At 69.4% G+C, this 17,487-nt stretch carries 18 protein-coding genes; 2 read left to right on the top strand and 16 right to left on the bottom strand.

What is annotated here, in order from left to right:
* The first annotated feature begins 5 nt into the window (after nt 1-5).
* Nucleotides 6-884: a hypothetical protein gene (locus tag AC1MGR_RS05290; RefSeq protein WP_480233890.1), complete on the top strand. Its 879-nt coding sequence runs from the start codon at nt 6-8 to the stop codon at nt 882-884.
* Between the two features lie 135 nt (nt 885-1,019).
* Here AC1MGR_RS05290 and AC1MGR_RS05285 read toward each other — a convergent pair whose 3' ends face one another.
* From AC1MGR_RS05285 to AC1MGR_RS05210, 16 genes are all read right to left on the bottom strand, one after another.
* Nucleotides 1,020-2,069 carry a serine endopeptidase gene (locus AC1MGR_RS05285; protein ID WP_480233889.1) on the bottom strand — a complete coding sequence of 350 codons (1,050 nt, stop codon included), beginning with the start codon at nt 2,067-2,069 and terminating at the stop codon, nt 1,020-1,022.
* 371 nt (nt 2,070-2,440) lie between these two features.
* Nucleotides 2,441-3,210 (bottom strand): IS5 family transposase gene (locus tag AC1MGR_RS05280; RefSeq protein WP_480233037.1). Its coding sequence is split into 2 segments (ribosomal slippage): nt 2,441-2,895 and nt 2,895-3,210, totalling 771 coding nucleotides; the frame shifts between segments, so codons are not numbered across the junction.
* Between the two features lie 384 nt (nt 3,211-3,594).
* Nucleotides 3,595-4,206: a DUF2939 domain-containing protein gene (locus AC1MGR_RS05275; protein WP_108038453.1), complete on the bottom strand. Its 612-nt coding sequence runs from the start codon at nt 4,204-4,206 to the stop codon at nt 3,595-3,597.
* Nucleotides 4,207-4,220: 14 nt separating this feature from the next.
* Nucleotides 4,221-4,778, bottom strand: coding sequence for an RNA pyrophosphohydrolase (locus AC1MGR_RS05270; RefSeq protein ID WP_480234728.1), 558 nt, complete (start codon nt 4,776-4,778; stop codon nt 4,221-4,223).
* A 92-nt stretch (nt 4,779-4,870) separates the two neighbouring features.
* Nucleotides 4,871-6,085, bottom strand: a complete 1,215-nt coding sequence (locus AC1MGR_RS05265) for a divergent polysaccharide deacetylase family protein (protein ID WP_480234727.1) — start codon at nt 6,083-6,085, stop codon at nt 4,871-4,873.
* Between the two features lie 132 nt (nt 6,086-6,217).
* A complete protein-coding gene (locus AC1MGR_RS05260; RefSeq protein ID WP_108038449.1) occupies nt 6,218-7,540 on the bottom strand; it encodes a S41 family peptidase in 1,323 nt (440 codons plus the stop codon).
* Entirely contained in the window at nt 7,540-8,862 is a 1,323-nt protein-coding gene (locus tag AC1MGR_RS05255; RefSeq protein WP_480233888.1) for a murein hydrolase activator EnvC family protein, read from the bottom strand. The genes AC1MGR_RS05260 and AC1MGR_RS05255 overlap by 1 nt, the downstream gene beginning before the upstream one ends.
* Before the next feature lie 29 nt (nt 8,863-8,891).
* Nucleotides 8,892-9,392 carry a 23S rRNA (pseudouridine(1915)-N(3))-methyltransferase RlmH gene (gene rlmH, locus AC1MGR_RS05250; RefSeq protein ID WP_480233887.1) on the bottom strand — a complete coding sequence of 167 codons (501 nt, stop codon included), beginning with the start codon at nt 9,390-9,392 and terminating at the stop codon, nt 8,892-8,894.
* Nucleotides 9,393-9,408: 16 nt separating this feature from the next.
* Nucleotides 9,409-9,852, bottom strand: a complete 444-nt coding sequence (gene rsfS, locus AC1MGR_RS05245; RefSeq protein WP_480233886.1) for a ribosome silencing factor — start codon at nt 9,850-9,852, stop codon at nt 9,409-9,411.
* Nucleotides 9,853-9,915: 63 nt separating this feature from the next.
* Entirely contained in the window at nt 9,916-10,539 is a 624-nt protein-coding gene (locus AC1MGR_RS05240) for a nicotinate-nucleotide adenylyltransferase (RefSeq protein ID WP_480233885.1), read from the bottom strand.
* A 30-nt stretch (nt 10,540-10,569) separates the two neighbouring features.
* A complete protein-coding gene (locus AC1MGR_RS05235) occupies nt 10,570-11,868 on the bottom strand; it encodes a glutamate-5-semialdehyde dehydrogenase (RefSeq protein ID WP_480233884.1) in 1,299 nt (432 codons plus the stop codon).
* 108 nt (nt 11,869-11,976) lie between these two features.
* Entirely contained in the window at nt 11,977-13,113 is a 1,137-nt protein-coding gene (proB, locus tag AC1MGR_RS05230) for a glutamate 5-kinase (RefSeq protein ID WP_108038565.1), read from the bottom strand.
* Nucleotides 13,114-13,210: 97 nt separating this feature from the next.
* A complete protein-coding gene (obgE, locus tag AC1MGR_RS05225) occupies nt 13,211-14,245 on the bottom strand; it encodes a GTPase ObgE (protein ID WP_480234726.1) in 1,035 nt (344 codons plus the stop codon).
* A 151-nt stretch (nt 14,246-14,396) separates the two neighbouring features.
* Nucleotides 14,397-14,663 carry a 50S ribosomal protein L27 gene (gene rpmA, locus AC1MGR_RS05220; RefSeq protein WP_055947817.1) on the bottom strand — a complete coding sequence of 89 codons (267 nt, stop codon included), beginning with the start codon at nt 14,661-14,663 and terminating at the stop codon, nt 14,397-14,399.
* A gap of 39 nt (nt 14,664-14,702) precedes the next feature.
* Complete coding sequence (gene rplU / locus AC1MGR_RS05215; RefSeq protein WP_108038437.1) at nt 14,703-15,017, bottom strand: 50S ribosomal protein L21; 315 nt, start codon at nt 15,015-15,017, stop codon at nt 14,703-14,705.
* Between the two features lie 250 nt (nt 15,018-15,267).
* Nucleotides 15,268-16,800 carry a helicase HerA-like domain-containing protein gene (locus AC1MGR_RS05210; protein ID WP_480233883.1) on the bottom strand — a complete coding sequence of 511 codons (1,533 nt, stop codon included), beginning with the start codon at nt 16,798-16,800 and terminating at the stop codon, nt 15,268-15,270.
* A 193-nt stretch (nt 16,801-16,993) separates the two neighbouring features.
* Here AC1MGR_RS05210 and AC1MGR_RS05205 point away from each other — a divergent pair, with 193 nt between their 5' ends.
* Nucleotides 16,994-17,383: a DUF2267 domain-containing protein gene (locus AC1MGR_RS05205; protein WP_108038433.1), complete on the top strand. Its 390-nt coding sequence runs from the start codon at nt 16,994-16,996 to the stop codon at nt 17,381-17,383.
* Nucleotides 17,384-17,487: the final 104 nt, after the last annotated feature.

The raw sequence follows: 17,487 nt of genomic DNA, 5'->3' as shown, positions 1-17,487 counted from the left end.
GCGAGATGCTGAGTTCTTACGCCCTGCGGCGGGCTTTTTCGGACCAGAAATATCGGAAGATCTTCGTCGAGCGGCTCACCGAGCCCGCGCACCTCAACCTCATGTCGATCGGCGTCGCTCTGTTCGGCAGCTACAGGTCCAAGGTCGCCTTCGATCTGATGGTCCGCCAGCAATATGCGTTCCCGGTTCTCTTCGCGGCCGACGAGGCCAGGGCGCTCGGGCTGAAGCGGATCCAGGTCCTCGAATTCGGTGTCGCGACCGGGGCGGGCCTCCTGAACCTCTGCGACTGCGCGGCGCGGACGGAAGCCGCGACCGGCATCGGGATCGATGTCGTCGGATTCGACACGGGCACCGGGATGCCGCCGGCGATCGATTACCGGGACCTGCCGGAATACTTCCAGGAGGGAGATTATCCGATGGATTTCGAGGCTCTGCGCCGGTCCCTGCCGGGCCGGTGCAGGCTGATCATCGGGGACGTGGCCGAGACGATCCCGACCTTTCTCGGGGACGTGACCGCGGAGGCGCCCATCGGGTTCGTGTCGGTCGATGTGGATTACTACTCGTCGGCAACGAAAACGCTGAAGGTTCTCGACGGCCGCCCGGAGCAGTACCTGCCCCGCCTGCCCGTGTACCTCGACGATGTCGCCATGGACGGCGCGAACCCCTGGAATGGGGAATTGCTGGCCGTCGCCGAGTTCAACGAGCGGCACCCGCTCCGCAAGATCGCGCCCTTCAATCTCCTGCGGTCCAAGCGCATTTTCAAGAACGCGCAGTGGATCGACCGCATGTTCGCCGCCCACATCCACGATCACCCCACGCGGACCCCGGCCACCGCGAAACGTGCGCAGCAGGCCTATATTCCCAACGAATATCTGTCGCGTTAGGCGGCCCGGGACGGCCTCGGCCGTCGCAGCAGCGATCGCCATCCCGGCGACCCGTCGGCACCGCGCGAACGCCCCCGCACCGGGGACATGACCGGCGCCGCCGCCGTCCTCGCCTGAGACGGCGTCCTCGGCCCGTCAGGAGGCCGCGACGGCCGGTCCGGCCTTGCCGCAGGCGTAGCAGAACCGCTCGAAGGTGCTCTTGCGCTGGTCGCAGGCCGGGCAGTGCTCGAAAATGCCGATGCCGCAATGCGGGCAGAAGTTCGCCGCTGGATTGGCGAGGTCGATCGGCCGCTCACAGCCCGGACAGGCCTTCTTCGCCAGCCGCTGGAGCGCTTGGTCGGTTGCGATCTCGGTTCGCCGCTCCTCGTGCGGCCGAAGCTCGGCCGCCTTCTGGCGCTCGGTGTAGGTATGAAGCGCGTTGATCGCCGCCCGGCCGAAGATCAGCGTGACGATCGCGCCCACGCCGTACTGCACGTAGCCGCCATAGCTCGGCAGGTAGGGGACCAGTTCCACGAAGAACGCGAAGGCCGCCGCGAAGGCAAAACCCCAGATGAAGGGCCAGTTGCGCGTCCGCCGCCGCTTCAGCAGCAGCCAGCCGGCCAGTATGAGCAGTGGCAAGGTCAGCGCGAGGCGATACCCGAAGACCCGGAGTTCCTGGCCGCGCTCGGCGGCGTCGCGGGCCGCCTGCGCCTGGGCACGCAGGTCGGCGTCGAGGCTCGCCTGCGCCTCCTCGCGTTCGGAGAGGTCGAGCGCCGCCTTGGCGAGCGCCTCCAACCGTTCCTCGACGGCCCGTTCGGCGGCCTTGAGGGCATCGAGGCGCTCGGTGCGCGCGATCAGACCGGGATCCTGATCGACGCGCTGCGTAGCATCGCGGGTCTTCAGCCAGTTCGCGAAGGTTTCGCGCGCCGCCTCGGAGGCCGAACGAGCCGCATCGAGGGCGAGCTGGGTCTGGTCTGCCTGCCGCCGATTGTCGGTCTGCGCCCGGCGGGTCTGCCTGAGGGCGTCGGCAGCCGTCTTCGACCGGTCCGCGTCGAGGAACTGCTCCACCGTGTAGCGCTGCTCGACCTGCGGCAGATCCCCGACGACGAGGGAGCCCAGGCCGATGAGGAACCCGCCGAAGGCCAGGGCGACGACCCAGAGAAGGAGATTGAACCAGCGTTCGGACAACCGGGACCCGCTTCGCAAGGGCTTGCCTCTCTGACGACGCCGGGGGCGTTCTACGACGCTGCGAGCGATACACCGAGTCGGGACCGAGTATCCGCGGAAAATTGCCGGCACCGGTACGACACCCGCTCGTGGCCTCCTCGGCGATCGTGACGGACTAACCGCAAACCATCGTGGGGATGATGGTTCCGGGCGCACTGATGGTGAGGTCGACTGCAGACCCGGCGTCCTGACTCCCTGCCCCTACGCGCTCCCCGCCGGCCTGGTGGCGGGCCGGGAGTTCCCGGTCGAAGCGCGCGCCCTTGATCGCGAGCGCCGCGCGCGGATCGGTGCCGCCCTTATCGTCACGGTCGCCGTGGTTCTGGCCGGAACTCACCGTCGACTAGGGTGTGTCATCGCTTGAGCCAATCGATGGCGGCGGCGAGGCAGAGGACGTTCATGAAACTGATGGCGGTCTTCTCGTATCGGGTGGCGATGGCACGCCATTCCTTGAGCCTGGCCCAGAGGCGTTCGACCTGATTGCGGTTGTTGTAGATCCAGTCCGGGCATGCGACGGGCGCTTCGTGACGTTGGGGCGGGATCGCGGGCCGCGCACCCATGTCCCAGATGTGCTCGCGGAAGGCGTGACTGGTGTAGCCGCGGTCCCCGACGACCCACTTGGGCACGCCGGGCAGCTGATCGAGGAGCGGAACCGCATGGGGCAGTTCATGGGCCTGCCCCGGTGCCAGCTGGAAGGCGATGGCGCGGCCCTGCCCGTCGGCGATCACGCACGCCTTGGTGCCATAGCCGCCACGCGAGCGGCCAAGAGCTTCACGAGCGTCTCGCTCGGCCCCAGATCCCCCCTTTGAGCGGCACCGGCTGCCTTCTGGTGCGCGCGTATGTTCGTACCGTCGAGGAACACCATTCCGAGTTGGACGCCCCGGTCCTGCACGAGGCCGAGCAGCCGCTCCCAGACGCCGGCACGGGACCAGCGGATGAAGATCTGCGCTGCCCGCCACCACGGACCCAACTCCTCCGGAATGGCCCGCCGTTTGGCCCCGTTCTGATGCCGCCAGAGGATCGCCGAGAGCGTACGCTGCAGATCCTGCGGGGGCGTCTTGGCCTTGGGCCGGCAGGCCTCGACCAGGGGCTCCAGTTCAGACCATTGCGCGTCGCTCAGCATCACCCCTCCTGCATCAGAGAGAGGAAAACGCCAGCGACCCCAATCCGTTCAGGCGACGACAGGCTCTAGCAGCTATAGCGGGCCGTAATTCCGCGCCTTACCGACCAAGCCGCCTTCGGCCCTACAGCGCTTTTTGAGAGCGCGGGCCTGCGGCGGCCTGACCGTCAGTGCTTGTAATTATAGACCTATCATGTGAGGATATGATAGTATGGATGAAAGTCGGGAACACGCGCTCTCGTTCCTGCTGGATTTCGACGGACGTGTGCACTGGTACGAGCAGGGCTACTTCGTGAAGTTCCAGATCAGGCGGATCGAGCCGACGAAGGAACGGCCCCACGGGCTGCGCTACTCGTTCACGCTGCATGCGCCCGAAGGCGACCGGCCTCAGCGCGCCTTCGCGCCGGTGCGCGCGAAGGCCTGGGCAATGCGCTCGCGCAGCTCGTCGTTCAGCTCGATATCGACGATGCGCCAGGTCCAGGCGCGCAGGCGCAGCCGAACCCGCAGGCGGCGGTCACGACCCGCCTCGGGCGGCACGCCGACGACCACGGTACGGAAGCCCCGCATCTCGGAGGCGAGATAGAACGGGATCAGGCGGCGCAGGCTGTCGATCCGCAGGCCCCCGCCCCCGGACTTCTCCTCCGGGGCGTCGCGGCCGAGCTCCACCGATTGTGGCCATCCGTCATCGAGGAGGTCGACGACCGTCTTGGGGGTGACCAGGGCCTCGGCGATCGGAATCGCCAGGGCCGCCGCGGCCTCGGCAATGCGCTGGCGCTCCCGGGGCTCCGCATCCGGCGCGGCGGGATCGCGCGCCTGGGCCGCCGCGGCGGCCTGGCGGATCACCGAAAGGCGCAGGGAGCGGAAATTGACGTGCTGGGCGATGTAGTCGGTATCGTGCGCCTGGACAGCGCGGGCGATGTCATAGAGCGCCCAGAGCGGCGTCAGCGTGTACGCGAACCAGCCGAGCACCAACAGGATCGGGATCGACCACCACCGCATCGGGCGTCAGGCCGTCACGCGGGGACGCGCCACGTCGTAAGCCCGGAGAAGGCATCGACCACGCCCTCGTAGACGGGCCGCTTGAAGGGCACGATCAGGTCCGGCAGCCCGGCGATCGGCTCCCAGCGCCAGGCGTCGAATTCGGACTTGAAGGCGCCATTGCCGGGCGTGGCGACGTCGATCTCGTCGTCGGAGCCCAGGAAGCCGAAGGCGAACCACTTCTGCGTCTGGCCGCGGTAACGCCCCTTCCAGGCCTGCTTCAGCACCGCCGGCGGCAGGTCGTAGGAGAGCCACCCCGGGGTCTCGCCGAGGCGCACCACGGAGCCGGCCGCAACGTTGGTCTCCTCGTAGAGCTCACGCAGGGCAGCGGCTTCCGGATCCTCCCCCTCGTCGATCCCGCCCTGGGGCATCTGCCAGGACCGTCCGTCCGCCACGTGCTCCGGCCCGGCATCGGCCCGACGCCGCCCGATGAACACCAGGCCCGCGCGCGAGATCAACGTGATGCCGACGCAGGCTCGGTAGGGAAGGTCGGCGCCGTCGGCGATCGGGGTTGCGGTCATGGCGGCGACCATAGGCAGGCGGGGCATGTGCCGCAACGCACGAAACGGCGCCACAGCGCAATTCCAGGTCGGGTCGTCAGTCGCCGACCCGGGAGGCCAGCCCGTCAGGGCTTGGCGCTGGTGAGCCGGGTACCCGCGCTGCTTCCCCGCAGGGCGACGCTGACCGGAACGAGGCGGATGCCGCGGGCCTCCGCCTCGGCGGCCCAGCGGGCGATTCTGTCGATGCTCATCGGCAGGGCCGAGGCGGAGCCGAAGGCGAAGCCCTTCTGGCGCGCCTGCGCTTCGAGCCGCGCCAGCTCCCGGTCGATGGCGTCGGGCCGCGGGAGGGCGTCGAGGACGATCTCGGCCCGGGTGACGGGCACCTTTGCCTTACCGGCCAGAGTGGAGACGACCGAGCGCGGCGAGGTGCCGTCGTCGACGAAGCCGAGGCCCCTCGCCCCGATCTCACGCAGGACCGGCTCGAGGGCGGCCGGATCGCTGGTGAGCTTCGCGCCCATGTAGTTGACGATGCCGACGAATCCCGAGAACCGGCTCATCACCCAGCTCAGGCGATCGAGATTCTCCGGTGGGCGCGAGCTGGTGAGGAGCGTCTGAGGACCGGGATCGCTGTCGGGATAGTCGAAGGGCTCCATAGGCACCTGAAGCAGGGCCTCGTGCCCAGCCTCGCGGGCCCGGGCGACGGTCCGCTCGAGGTCGCTGCCGTAGGGCGCGAAGCCGAGGCTGATCGCGGGGGGCAGGCGGGTGATGGCGCTGGCGGTCGCGGCCTGGCCGATGCCGAGGCCCGAGACCAGGATGGCGATGCGGGGTCCGGAACCACCGGGATCCGGCCGCGCGTAGACGTCGAGGGCGCGCAGGCGCCCGTCGCCGAGGCGGGGAATGTTGCCGTGGCGGCCGCGCTCGACGAGGCGCGGATCCGGCGCGGCGCTCAGCTTCACCGGGGCGGCGGACGGCACTTGGATGACCACCGCGTCGGTGGGGGCGGCCGTGCCCGTCGGGCGAACGACGGTGACGCCCGAGGCGGTCTCGACGTCGCTGGCGCTGCTCGGACCGGATTTCGCGGCCTCGACCTTCGATACCTGGGCGGGCGGCTCCGGTGCGACCGGTTCGCGCAGCGCGATCACCGCGACGGCACTGGGCTCGCCGCCCTCGGGGTCGCCGGCCACGACGAGGATGCTGGCACCGAGGACCAGGCCCGCCACGAGGCCGCCGAGCACCATCGGAGTGGTCACCCGCACCTGCCGCAACGCCCGCAGACGCTGGCCGGCGGTCGGCTTGCCGCCGAGCGGACGGGTCAGGATGTCGTCGGTGGCCACGCGCAGCCGCTTCCCCAGGCTCCCGGACCGGGGCTCGCGGAGGGACGGGCCGAAACGGCGACGGCCCCCAGCGTCGGTCCTGAACCGACATTGGGGGCCGTCATGGTTAACGCTTCGCTAAGGCGAGGCGGATTGGTCTCAGTTCGGGACGGCGGCCTTCGGCGTGTTGGCCGCGCCCTTCTGGATCCCGCGCAGGTAGTCGAAAGCGGCGATGAGCTGCTTGTCCTTGGCCGGATCCGGCGGGACGTAGGCGGACGAACCGCCGCGCTCCTCGACGTCCTTCTGCTTCAGGTGCCCCTTCAGGCCGGCTTCGCCCTTGGTCTCGTCCTTGCCCTTCAGCTCGTCCGGCACCTCCTGCAGGACCTCCTGGTCCGGCTCGATGCCCTTGGCCTGGATGGAGCGGCCCGATGGCGTGTAGTAGCGGGCCGTGGTCAAGCGCAGGGCGCCGCTGCCGCCCAGCGGGATGATCGACTGAACCGAGCCCTTGCCGAACGAGCGGGTGCCGAGCACCGTGGCGCGCTTGTGGTCCTGCAGGGCGCCGGCCACGATCTCGGAGGCCGAGGCCGAGCCGCCGTTCACGAGTACGACGATCGGCTTGCCCTTGGTCAGGTCGCCGGCCTTGGCCGAAAAGCGCTGCGTCTCGTCCGGGTTCCGACCGCGGGTGGAGACGATCTCGCCCCGATCGAGGAAGGCATCCGACACCATCACGGCCTGGTCGAGGAGACCGCCCGGGTTGTTGCGGAGATCCAGCACGTAGCCCTTCAGCTTGTCGGCACCGATGTCGGTGTTCAGCTTGTCGATCGCCGCGCGCAGGCCGTCGAAGGTCTGCTCGTTGAACTGGGTCAGGCGGATGTAGCCGACGTCGCCGCCCTCGGCGCGGGAGCGCACGGGCTTGATCTTGATCACGTCGCGGTTGAGCGTGACCTCGATCGGGTCCTTCGACTCCTTGCGGCTGATCTTCAGCTTCACCGGCGAGTTCACCGGGCCGCGCATCTTGTCGACGGCCTGATTCAGGGTCAGGCCCTGGACCTGATCCTCATCGATCTGGGTGATGATGTCGTTGGTGAGGATGCCGGCCTTCGAAGCAGGCGTGTCGTCGATCGGGGTCACGACCTTGATCAGGCCGTCCTCCATCGTGACCTCGATGCCGAGGCCGCCGAACTCGCCGCGGGTCTGCACCTGCATGTCGCGGAAGCTCTTGGCATCCATGTAGCTCGAATGCGGATCGAGGGAGGTGAGCATGCCGTTGACGGCCGCCTCGATCAGCTTCGCCTCGTCGGGCTTCTCGACGTAGTCGGTGCGCACCTTCTCGAACACGTCGCCGAACAGGCTGAGCTGGCGGTAGGTCTCGGCGGAGGCCGCGACCGCGCTCGTCCCCGAGAGCAGGCGGGTCTGGGTCGCCACCATGGAGGACCCGACGCCGAGGAACGCGCCGAGCAGAACGAGGGAAACCTTGCGCATTATCCGCGAACCTTCTCGCTGGGGCTTTTCGCCCACCAAGGCTCCGGATCGATGGAGCCGCCGTCTTTTCTGAACTCTACGTACAGGACCGGATCGCCGCGATCAGCGGCTGCCGCATCGGCGCCGGTACCGCCTTCCCCCATCGCCGCCACCGGCTCGCCCGCGAGCACGAACTGGCCGACTTCGACGTTGATCTGGTCCATCCCCGCCAACAAGAGATAGTAGCCATCGCCGGCGTTGATGATCAAGAGTCGCCCGTACGAGCGGAACTGCCCGGCGAAGGACACCCAGCCATCGGCCGGTGACGAAACCACGGCTTTCGGCCGGGTCGCGAGCGATATGCCGCGGGTGGTGCCGCCATTGCCGTCGGGCTGGTTGAAGCTGCGCAGGAGCGCGCCGCTGACCGGTCGCGGCAGGTCGCCCCGGGTGTCGACGAAGCGGACCTTCGGGGAGAGTCTCGCCGGATCGCGGGCTCCAGCGGCGGCAAAGCGCTCCTGCGTCGCACGCGCCTCCCGCGTCTCGGCGGCCCTGGCCTCCTCCGCGGCCCGGCGGGCGGAGGCGACCTCCCCCTCCATCCGGTCGAGGAGATCCTTGAGGCTGCGGGCCTGCACCGACAGCTCTGCCGTCCGCGTCCGCTCGGCCGCGAGGCCGCTCTCGACCTCGGCCTGACGCGTGCGGCGTGCAGCGATGAGGGCGTTCAGCCGCTGCTGCTCGCGGGCCCAGCCCGCGAGATCGTTGGTCAATCCTTCGCGATCGGCAGCGATGAGGCCCTTCAGGCGCACGAGTTCGGAGAGGTCGGCGGCCAGGGTCTCGGCTTCGCCGCGCAACTCGGGCACCACGGCCCCGAGCAGCATCGAGGTGCGGATCACCGCGAGCACGTCCTCCGGCCGCACCAGCACGGCGGGGGGCGGGCGCCGCCCCATCCGCTGCAGGGCCGCCAGGATTTCCGCGATGACGCCGCGGCGGGAATCCAACGAGCGGCGCAGGGCCGCCTCGCTGGCACCCAGCGTCTTCAGGCGCTCCTCGAGCCGGCTCATCCGGACCTCGGTGGCCTGCGCCTGGCGCGTGGCGTCGAGGAGCGCGGTGTTGAGCTTGGCCCGGTCGCCGCCGATGCTCGTGATCTCCGCCTCGTACTTGGCGCGGGCCCCGGTGCTGGCGGCCAGGGCATCCTCGATGCGCTTGAGGTTCTCGGCCCGGCGGGTCTTCTCTTCGAGCGCCTTCTGGACCGCCTCCGGCGTCGTTGGCTCCTCGGCGCGGAGTGCGGCCGGCAGGGCGAGGAGCGGGGGCACGAGGAGGACGAGCGCCAGCAGGCCGCTCCTCATGCCGTCTCGCCTGCGTCGCGTGGCCGGGTTCATCGCTCGTCGAGGTTTCCGCGGTGGTACGGGTGGCCGGCAAGGATCGTCAGCGTGCGATACACCTGCTCCAGGGCGAGGACGCGCACAAGCCCGTGCGGCAAGGTGGCGGCTCCGAAGGACAGGCTGAGTTCGGCGCGGTCCCGCACGGCGGCGTCAAGGCCGTCGGCGCCCCCGATGGCCAGAACGAGAACGGAGCGGCCGGCATCGCGCCAGCCCCCGACGCGCGTCGCGATGGTCTCGCTCGTGAGATCGGCGCGGCCGCGCTCGTCATAGACCGCCAGCACCGCGCCCGCGGCCGCCTGGGCGAGGATCGCAGCCCCCTCCTCGACGGCGCGGTCCGGTGCGCGGCGGGCTCTGCTCTCGGGGATCTCGGCGATGTCGCAGGCGGTGAAGCCGAGGCCACGCCCGAGTTGCGCGGCCCGCTCACGGTAGCGGGCGGCGAGGTCGCGTTCGGGTCCGGGCTTCAGGCGGCCGACCGCCGCCACGAGAAGGCGCACGAAGCGGTGCCGGCGCTCACTCGGCGACGGCGGAGAGGGGACGATCGCTGGTCGGGCGATCGGCGCCCCACATCTTCTCGAGATTGTAGAAGCCGCGAACCTCCGGCCGGAAGATGTGCAGGATGATGTCGCCGGCATCGATGAGCACCCAGTCGCAGGCCGGGAAGCCCTCGACGCGGGCAGTGCCGAGCCCCTTCGATTTCATCTCCTGGAGGACCCGGTCAGCGATGGCGCCGACATGGCGCTGAGAGCGGCCGGAGGTGATGATCATGGTGTCGGCCAGGGATGTCCGGCCCATCAGATCGATCTCGATCGTCTCTTCGGCCTTCATGTCCTCGAGGCAGTCGAGGGCCAGGCTGCGGAGATCGTCGATCTTCCGGCTGGTGGAGTCTTCGGAGCCTGGGGCTCCGGTATGGACCGCGTCGTTCAGCGTCTGGGTTCCTGCAATCGCCATCGTCATCCCGTGATCGTACCCTGTATGCGGATAAAGTGGAACGTGGCTCTTGCCTTTTCCATGACCGGCCTAGGCGCCCCCCTCCGCCCTGGCCCGCAGCGCCGTCGACGAGAGGGTCGAGCGCGGCCCGTGCAGGAAGACCCAGGCGGGGGCCGCGCGGTCGGCCAGGGTGGGTGCCTCCGCTTCCGGAAGGCGCCAGCGCGCGAGCGCCCGAGCGGCGCGGGCAGCAGGGGCCGTCAGCGTAAAGCCGGGCCGGTCGATGATCGCGATCGGTATCAGGCGCGCGATCTCAGAAAATCCCTGCCAGCGATGAAATGTCGCGAGGCTGTCGGCGCCCATGATCCAGACGAAGCGCACCGACGGATTGCGGCGGGTCAGGAAGCGCAGGGTCTGACGGGTGTAGCGTGCGCCGATCCGTGATTCGAAATCAGTGACGGCGATGCGGGGATGGTCTGCGACGCGATCCGCTTGAGCGACGCGCCTGTCGATGGCCGCGAGTTCGCCCCGGTCCTTCAGCGGATTGCCCGGTGTCACCATCCACCAGATGCGATCGAGGTGCAGCCGCTTGAGGGCGACGAGGCTGACATGCCGGTGCCCGAGATGGGCCGGGTTGAAGGAGCCGCCGTAGAGGCCGATACGCAGGCCCGGCGCGACGGGGGGCAGGTGCGCCCGTCCCGACGCGTCAAGGCGCATCGGGACCCGATCGGGTCAGGCGTGATCGCGTCAAGGACGCGTCTGCCCATTCCCGTGGACGCGATACTTGAAGGTCGTCAACTGCTCGACGCCCACCGGCCCGCGCGCGTGCATCCGCCCGGTGGCGATGCCGATCTCGGCGCCGAAACCGAACTCGCCGCCGTCGGCGAACTGGGTCGAGGCGTTGTGGGTCACGATCGCCGAATCGACCTCGGCGAGGAAGCGGGTGGCCTCGGCCAGGTCGTCGGTGATGATCGCATCGGTGTGGTGCGAGCCGTTGGTCTCGATGTGCTCGATCGCGGCGTCGAGGCCATCGACCACCCGCACCGAGATGATGGCGTCGAGGTATTCGGTGCGCCAGTCCGCCTCGGTGGCGGCGGTGACCCGTTCGTCGATCGCCTGGGTAGCGGCGTCGCCGCGCACGGCACACCCAGCCTCCAGCAGGGCGGAGACGAGGGGGGCCAGGTGCGTGTCGGCACAGCCGCGATCGACGAGCAGGGTCTCGGCGGCCCCGCAGATGCCGGTGCGGCGCATCTTGCTGTTCAGCAGGACGGTGCGGGCCATGTCGAGATCGGCGCCTGCCGCCACGTAGACATGGCAGATGCCGTCGAGATGGGCGAAGACCGGAACCCGGGCCTCTGCCTGCACACGCTCCACCAAACCACGCCCACCGCGGGGCACGATCACGTCTATGCCCCCGTCGAGGCCGGTGAGCATCGCTCCGACCGCGGCGCGGTCGCGGGTCGGCACGATCTGGATGGCGTCGGCCGGCAGGCCGGCAGCCTCGAGCCCGGCCCGCATGACGCGGGCGATGGCCATGGCGGAACGGTGGCTGTCCGAGCCCGCCCGCAGGATCGCGGCGTTGCCGGCCTTGAGGCAGAGCGCCCCGGCATCGGCGGTGACGTTGGGGCGGCTCTCGAAGATGACGCCGATCACGCCGAGGGGGACGGCGATGCGCTCGATGAGGAGGCCGTTGGGCCGCTCGAAAGCCGCGATCTGCCGGCCGACGGGATCGGGCAGCGCGCCGATCTTGGCCACCGCGTCAGCGATGCCGTTGAGGCGGCCCGCATCGAGGGTGAGGCGGTCGATGAGCGCCTGGGTCTGGCCGGCCGCACGGGCCGCCTCCACGTCGAGGGCGTTCTCGGCCAGGATGACGTCCCGCTCGGCACGCAGGCGCTCGGAGATCAGGCGCAGGGCGGTGTCCTTGGTCTGAGCCGGCGCGAGGGCGATCTGGCGGGCAGCGGCGCGGGCGCGCCGGCCGATGGCGTTCATCTCCTCGGAGAGATCGCCGGGGGGCGCAAAATCGGTTCGCAGGTTCAGAACGGGCACGGCCTTCATCCTCGCGACCGTCGCGGAAAGGGGCGCGGCCGCCATGTGTTCACCCCTGTCATGCCATGGCGGATACCGTCTAAACAAGCATCGCCGCTGACAGAGCTGCTATTCCCCCACCATGGCGAGGTCGTCGCGATGCACCATCTCGGCCCGCCCCGGATGGGTCAGGAGGTCCGCGATCTCCCGGCTCGGCCGGCCGATGATGCGCAGGGCCTGATCGCTGTCATAGGCCACGAGTCCGCGCCCGAGGATGCGCCCGGCCTCGTCGCGGATCACCACCGCGTCGCCGCGCCCGAAGCCGCCCTGGACCTTCGTGACGCCCACCGGCAGCAGGCTCGCGCCGCCCTGGAGCGCCCGGGCCGCGCCGGCATCGACCGTGAGGATGCCCCGCGGCTCCAGCGAGCCGGCGATCCAGCTCTTGCGGGCGGTGACGGGGTTCGAACCGGACAGGAACCAGCTGCAGCGCCCACCCCGGAGGATGGTGCGCAGGGGATTCTTCTCGCGCCCGTCGGCGATGATCATGTGTGTGCCGCCGCTCGCGGCGATCTTGGCCGCCTCGACCTTGGTGCGCATCCCGCCGCGCGAGAGTTCGGAGGCAGGACCGCCGGCCATGGCCTCGATCTCGGGGGTGATCCGCTCGATCAGGGACAGGTGGCGCGCCTCCGGGTCGGTGTGCGGTGGCGCGGTGTAGAGCCCGTCGATGTCCGAGAACAGCACCAGCACATCGGCCCCGATCATCGTGGCGACGCGGGCGGCGAGGCGATCGTTGTCGCCGTAGCGAATCTCGCTGGTGGCCACCGTGTCGTTCTCGTTCACGACGGGCACCGCCCGCACCTCGAGGAGCTTCAGAACCGTGGCGCGGGCATTCAGGTAGCGTCGGCGCTCCTCCGTGTCCTGCGGCGTCACCAGGATCTGGCCGGCGGCGATGCCGTGATGGCCGAGGGCCTCGGACCAGTGCCGCGCCAGGGCGATCTGTCCGACGGCTGCCGCCGCCTGGCTCTCCTCCAGGCGCAGGGTCCCGGGCGGGTAGCCGAGCACCGTGCGTCCCAGGGCGATGGCCCCGGAGGAAACGACGAGCACGTCGGCGCCGCTGGCATGAAGGTCGGCGATGTCCTCGGCGAGCGCACTCAGCCAGGCATGGCGCAGGCGCCCTCGAGTCCGGTCGACCAGGAGGGCCGAACCGACCTTGATGACGATGCGACGGAAGTCTTGGAGGTTGGGGATCTGAAGATCGGAGGTCATCGGCAGCGTCGGCGGGAGGACGATGGTCCGCTTGTGACGACCGGTTGCCCGCCGCACAAGGCCCGGCAGCCTCCGCTCAGGGCTGCCAAGCCTCCGCTCAGGGCTGCCAAGCCTCGGCGGGCTGCGCCTCGGCCTCCGCCAGCTTCGCGGCGTCCATCTCCCGGGCGAGCGCCCGTAGGGCGTCCTGCACGCCGAGGCCGGTGGCCGAGGACAGGATCAGGGGCTTCTTCTTCGAAGCACGCTTCAGGCGGGCGACCTGCTCCCTGAGCACGTCCGGATCGACGACGTCGGCCTTCGACAGCGCGACGATTTCGGGCTTCTCGTCGAGTCCGTGGCCGTAGGCCTCGAGTTCGCGCCGGACGAGCTTGTAGGTCTGGCCCGCGTGTTCGTTGGTGGCTTCGACGAGGTGCAGCAGCACCCGGCAGCGCTCGACATGGGCCAGGAACTTGTCGCCGAGGCCGACGCCGTCATGGGCGCCTTCGATCAGGCCCGGAATATCGGCGAGGACGAACTCGCGCTCGTCGGAGCGCACCACGCCGAGGCCCGGATGGAGCGTCGTGAAGGGGTAATCGGCGATCTTGGGCTTGGCCGCCGTCACGGTGGCGAGGAACGTCGACTTGCCGGCGTTGGGCAATCCGACGAGGCCCGCGTCGGCGATGAGCTTCAGGCGCAGCCAGACCCACTGCTCGTGGCCTTCGAGACCCGGGTTCGCGTGCTTCGGGGCCCGGTTGGTCGAGGTGGTGAAGTAGGCGTTGCCGAAGCCGCCATTGCCGCCCTTGGCAAGGCGGACGCGCTGGCCGACATGGGTCATGTCGGCGATCAGGGTCTCGCCGTCCTCGGCCAGGATCTCGGTGCCGGCCGGCACCTTCAGCACCACGTCGGCGCCGTTGGCCCCGTGGCGGTTCGAGCCCATGCCGTGCTCGCCCTTCTTGGCCTTGAAGTGCTGCTGGTAGCGATAATCGATCAGGGTGTTTAGACCGTCGACGCACTCGACCCAGACGTCGCCGCCGCGCCCGCCGTCGCCGCCGTTCGGTCCGCCGAACTCGATGAACTTTTCACGGCGGAAGGCCACGCAGCCGGCGCCACCGTCGCCGGAGCGGACATAGACCTTGGCTTCGTCGAGGAATTTCACGGGCGGACTCAGGTCAGGTTGGCTCTCGGGGCGCGAGCGCGCCACCGAAACGTCGAGTGGGAGAAACGACAACGGGGAAGACGGTTTCCCATCTTCCCCGGGATCATCTGGTGGTCGGGCCCGCCTGACGGCAAGGCCCTGGCGCGGTGCCTTACTCGGCGGCTTCCTGCATCGGCACGACGGTGACGAAGGCGCGGCCGCGCTTCGTCTCGAACAGCACACGACCGGCCACCTTGGCAAACAGGGTATGGTCCGTGCCGATGCCGACATTGGTGCCGGGGTGCCACTTGGTGCCGCGCTGGCGCACGATGATGTTGCCCGGAATCACGGCCTCGGAACCGAATTTCTTCACGCCGAGGCGCTGACCGGCCGAGTCGCGGCCGTTGCGGGACGAGCCGCCTGCTTTTTTATGGGCCATGGGGAGTTACTCCGAATTCTTGAATCTCAGGTCGGATCGTCAGGCGCTGATGCCGGTGATGCGGACCACCGTGTGGTGTTGGCGGTGGCCCCGCTTGCGCCGGGAGTTCTGACGGCGGCGCTTCTTGAAGGCGATGACCTTCGCGTCGCGGCCGTGGCTGACGATCTCGCCGGTGACGCTGATGCCCGAGAGCAGCGGCGCGCCGACCTGGGTGGCGCCTTCGCCGTTCGTGAACAGGAGCACGTCACCGAAGGTGACGGCCGAACCGGCCTCGCCTTCGAGGCTGGCGATCGTAATGGTGTCGTTGGCGGCAACGCGATACTGCTTGCCGCCCGTCTTGATGACTGCGAACATCGTTCTCTCTTCGTGTTCTCTGCCGGTCTCCCGCCCGCCGCGAGGCAAGCCTGGACCGTCTTCTTGTTCAGGTCATCCGCGACACCGGATCGGGGCTTGCTGCCAGGGCCGAGCGCGAACGCGAAACGCGCGGACTTCGTCGAGGAAGCCGCGCGAGAGGCGGTGGATAGGCGGTGACGGGGTGATTTGTCAATGTAGGCGCCCGGTGGGCGCCCGAGCCGGCGTGCGCCCGATCGTCGGTCCTGACGACCTACCGCTTCGTCAGGCCGCCCAGGACGTTCCGCAGGATCGCGTTGCCCACCTCGGTCCCGACCTTGCGGGCCATCGAGCGGGCCGCGTTGCCAAGGACCTGCTCGGCGAGGCCGGGGGCGGGCCGGCGGCCACTCTTGCCGGCCGGCTTGCTGCCGAGGACGCCCCCGAGCCAGCCGCCGAGCATTCCGCCCAAGCCCCCCTGGGCGGGCTCGGCGCCGTCCGCCCCGCCGTCGAGGCCCTTGCGGGCGGCCAGCATCTCGTAGGCGCTCTCGTTGTCGACCGACTGGTCGTACTTGCCCCGCACCGGGCTCTTCGCCATGAGCTCGGCGCGCTCGGCCGGGGTGATCGGGCCGACGCGGCCCTGGGGCGGGGCGATCAGGGCGCGCTCGACGATCGAGGGCGTGCCTTTCGCCTCCAGAAAGGAGACGAGCGCCTCGCCGACGCCGAGCTCGGTGATGGCCTTGGCAACGTCGAAGCCGGGATTCTGGCGAAACGTCTCGGCCGCGGCCTTCACGGCGCGCTGGTCGCGGGGCGTAAACGCGCGCAGGGCGTGCTGCACCCGGTTGCCGAGCTGGCCGAGGACCGATTCGGGCACGTCGAGCGGGTTCTGCGTCACGAAGTAGACGCCCACGCCCTTCGAGCGGATCAGGCGCACCACCTGTTCCACCGCGTCGAGGAGCGCCTTCGGGGCATCGTCGAACAGGAGGTGGGCCTCGTCGAAGAAAAACACCAGCTTCGGCTTGTCGAGGTCGCCGACCTCGGGCAGCTGCTCGAACAGCTCGGACAGCATCCAGAGCAGGAACGAGGCGTAGAGCCGGGGCCGCTGCATGAGCTTGTCGGCGGCTAGGATGTTCACGATGCCCCGGCCCTCACGGTCGATGCGCATGAAATCGTTGAGGTCGAGGGCGGGCTCTCCGAAAAAGCGATCCGCCCCCTGGTTCTCGAGCATCAGGAGCTGGCGTTGAATGGCGCCCACGGAGGCCGCCGAGACGTTGCCGTACTGGCCCGAGACCGCCTTCAGGTTCTCGGTGAGATAGAGGAGCAGGGCCCGCAGGTCCTTGAGGTCGAGGATCGGCCACTTGTTGTCGTCGGCGACCCGGAAGGCGATGTTGAGAACGCCCTCCTGGGTATCGTTGAGCTCCAGTAGGCGCGCGAGCAGCAGCGGTCCCATCTCGATAACGGTGCAGCGGATCGGATGTCCCTGGTCGCCGAACAGGTCCCAGAACACCGTCGGGAATCGGTCGGGCTCGTAGGGAATCCCGAGTTCCTCGGCGCGCTTGACGAAGACTGGCTTCGATTCCCCGGCCGCCGCGAGGCCAGAAAGGTCGCCCTTGATGTCGGCCGCGAAGACGGGGACGCCGGCGTTGGAGAACCCTTCGGCGAGGACCTGGAGCGTGACCGTCTTGCCGGTGCCGGTAGCCCCCGCCACGAGGCCGTGGCGGTTGGCGAGCCGGAGGGTCAGTCCCTCGGGCTTCAAGCTGCCGTCCTTCAGCGGCGCTTTGCCGACCAGGATCGTGCCATCGTCCTGCATGACCGTCCGCTCCTCTTCGCCGGCCTGAGCGCGGCGGCATCGACCGTGACGGTTATGGGCCGCGCCCGCGGCATTTTCCAGCGCTTCGCGGGCCGGTCTTGATTTCGGAGCGGCGAGGCCGGAAGGACAACATCCCGACCGAGCAGCAATCCCGGCCGCGCGGAACATCCGGCCACCCAGGAGCCCGTTTGAGATGGAAGAGTTGATCGCCCGCGTGACGACCCGGACCGGCCTCGACGCCGCCACGGCCCAGACCGCCATCGGCCATATCCTGGCCTTCCTGCAGAAGGAGGGGCCCGCCACGGAGGTGAGCCAGCTGCTCAGCGCCCTGCCGGGATCCGAGACCGCGATCGCCGAGGCCAATGCCGGCGAGGGTGGCGGCGGCCTGATGGGCATGCTCGGGGGCATGATGGGTGGCGGCGGCGTCATGGCGCTGGGCCAGAAGCTGATGTCGGCCGGCGTGCCGATGGGCCAGATGCAGCCCCTCGGCCAGGAACTGTTCGCCTATGGCCGCGAGAAGGCTGGCGAGGATGTGATGGGACCGATCGTCGGCTCCATTCCGGGCCTCAACCAGTTCGTCTGAGCCCGTTCGGCCGCGATCGACACCCCGAGTCCTTCGGCGACTACCCATCGGGAAGTCGCCGCGGGGCTGGGCCTTGCCCATTGCAAACCTCTCTGGCTAAACGG

Source organism: Methylobacterium sp. BI1 (genome assembly GCF_056680125.1).
The sequence above is the reverse complement of the archived record's forward strand: the minus strand, read 5'-3'. Positions and strand labels throughout refer to the sequence as shown.

Coding starts and splice junctions, on each gene's coding strand:
- AC1MGR_RS05205 (WP_108038433.1), top strand. CDS start 16,994: ATGGAAGAGTTGATCGCCCGCGTGACGACCCGGACCGGCCTCGACGCC.
- AC1MGR_RS05270 (WP_480234728.1), bottom strand. CDS start 4,778: ATGGTCGCCGCCATGACCGCAACCCCGATCGCCGACGGCGCCGACCTT.
- AC1MGR_RS05290 (WP_480233890.1), top strand. CDS start 6: ATGCTGAGTTCTTACGCCCTGCGGCGGGCTTTTTCGGACCAGAAATAT.
- proB (WP_108038565.1), bottom strand. CDS start 13,113: ATGACCTCCGATCTTCAGATCCCCAACCTCCAAGACTTCCGTCGCATC.
- rsfS (WP_480233886.1), bottom strand. CDS start 9,852: ATGACGATGGCGATTGCAGGAACCCAGACGCTGAACGACGCGGTCCAT.
- AC1MGR_RS05260 (WP_108038449.1), bottom strand. CDS start 7,540: ATGCGCAAGGTTTCCCTCGTTCTGCTCGGCGCGTTCCTCGGCGTCGGG.
- AC1MGR_RS05240 (WP_480233885.1), bottom strand. CDS start 10,539: ATGCGCCTTGACGCGTCGGGACGGGCGCACCTGCCCCCCGTCGCGCCG.
- AC1MGR_RS05275 (WP_108038453.1), bottom strand. CDS start 4,206: ATGCGGTGGTGGTCGATCCCGATCCTGTTGGTGCTCGGCTGGTTCGCG.
- rplU (WP_108038437.1), bottom strand. CDS start 15,017: ATGTTCGCAGTCATCAAGACGGGCGGCAAGCAGTATCGCGTTGCCGCC.
- rpmA (WP_055947817.1), bottom strand. CDS start 14,663: ATGGCCCATAAAAAAGCAGGCGGCTCGTCCCGCAACGGCCGCGACTCG.
- AC1MGR_RS05210 (WP_480233883.1), bottom strand. CDS start 16,800: ATGCAGGACGATGGCACGATCCTGGTCGGCAAAGCGCCGCTGAAGGAC.
- AC1MGR_RS05255 (WP_480233888.1), bottom strand. CDS start 8,862: ATGAGGAGCGGCCTGCTGGCGCTCGTCCTCCTCGTGCCCCCGCTCCTC.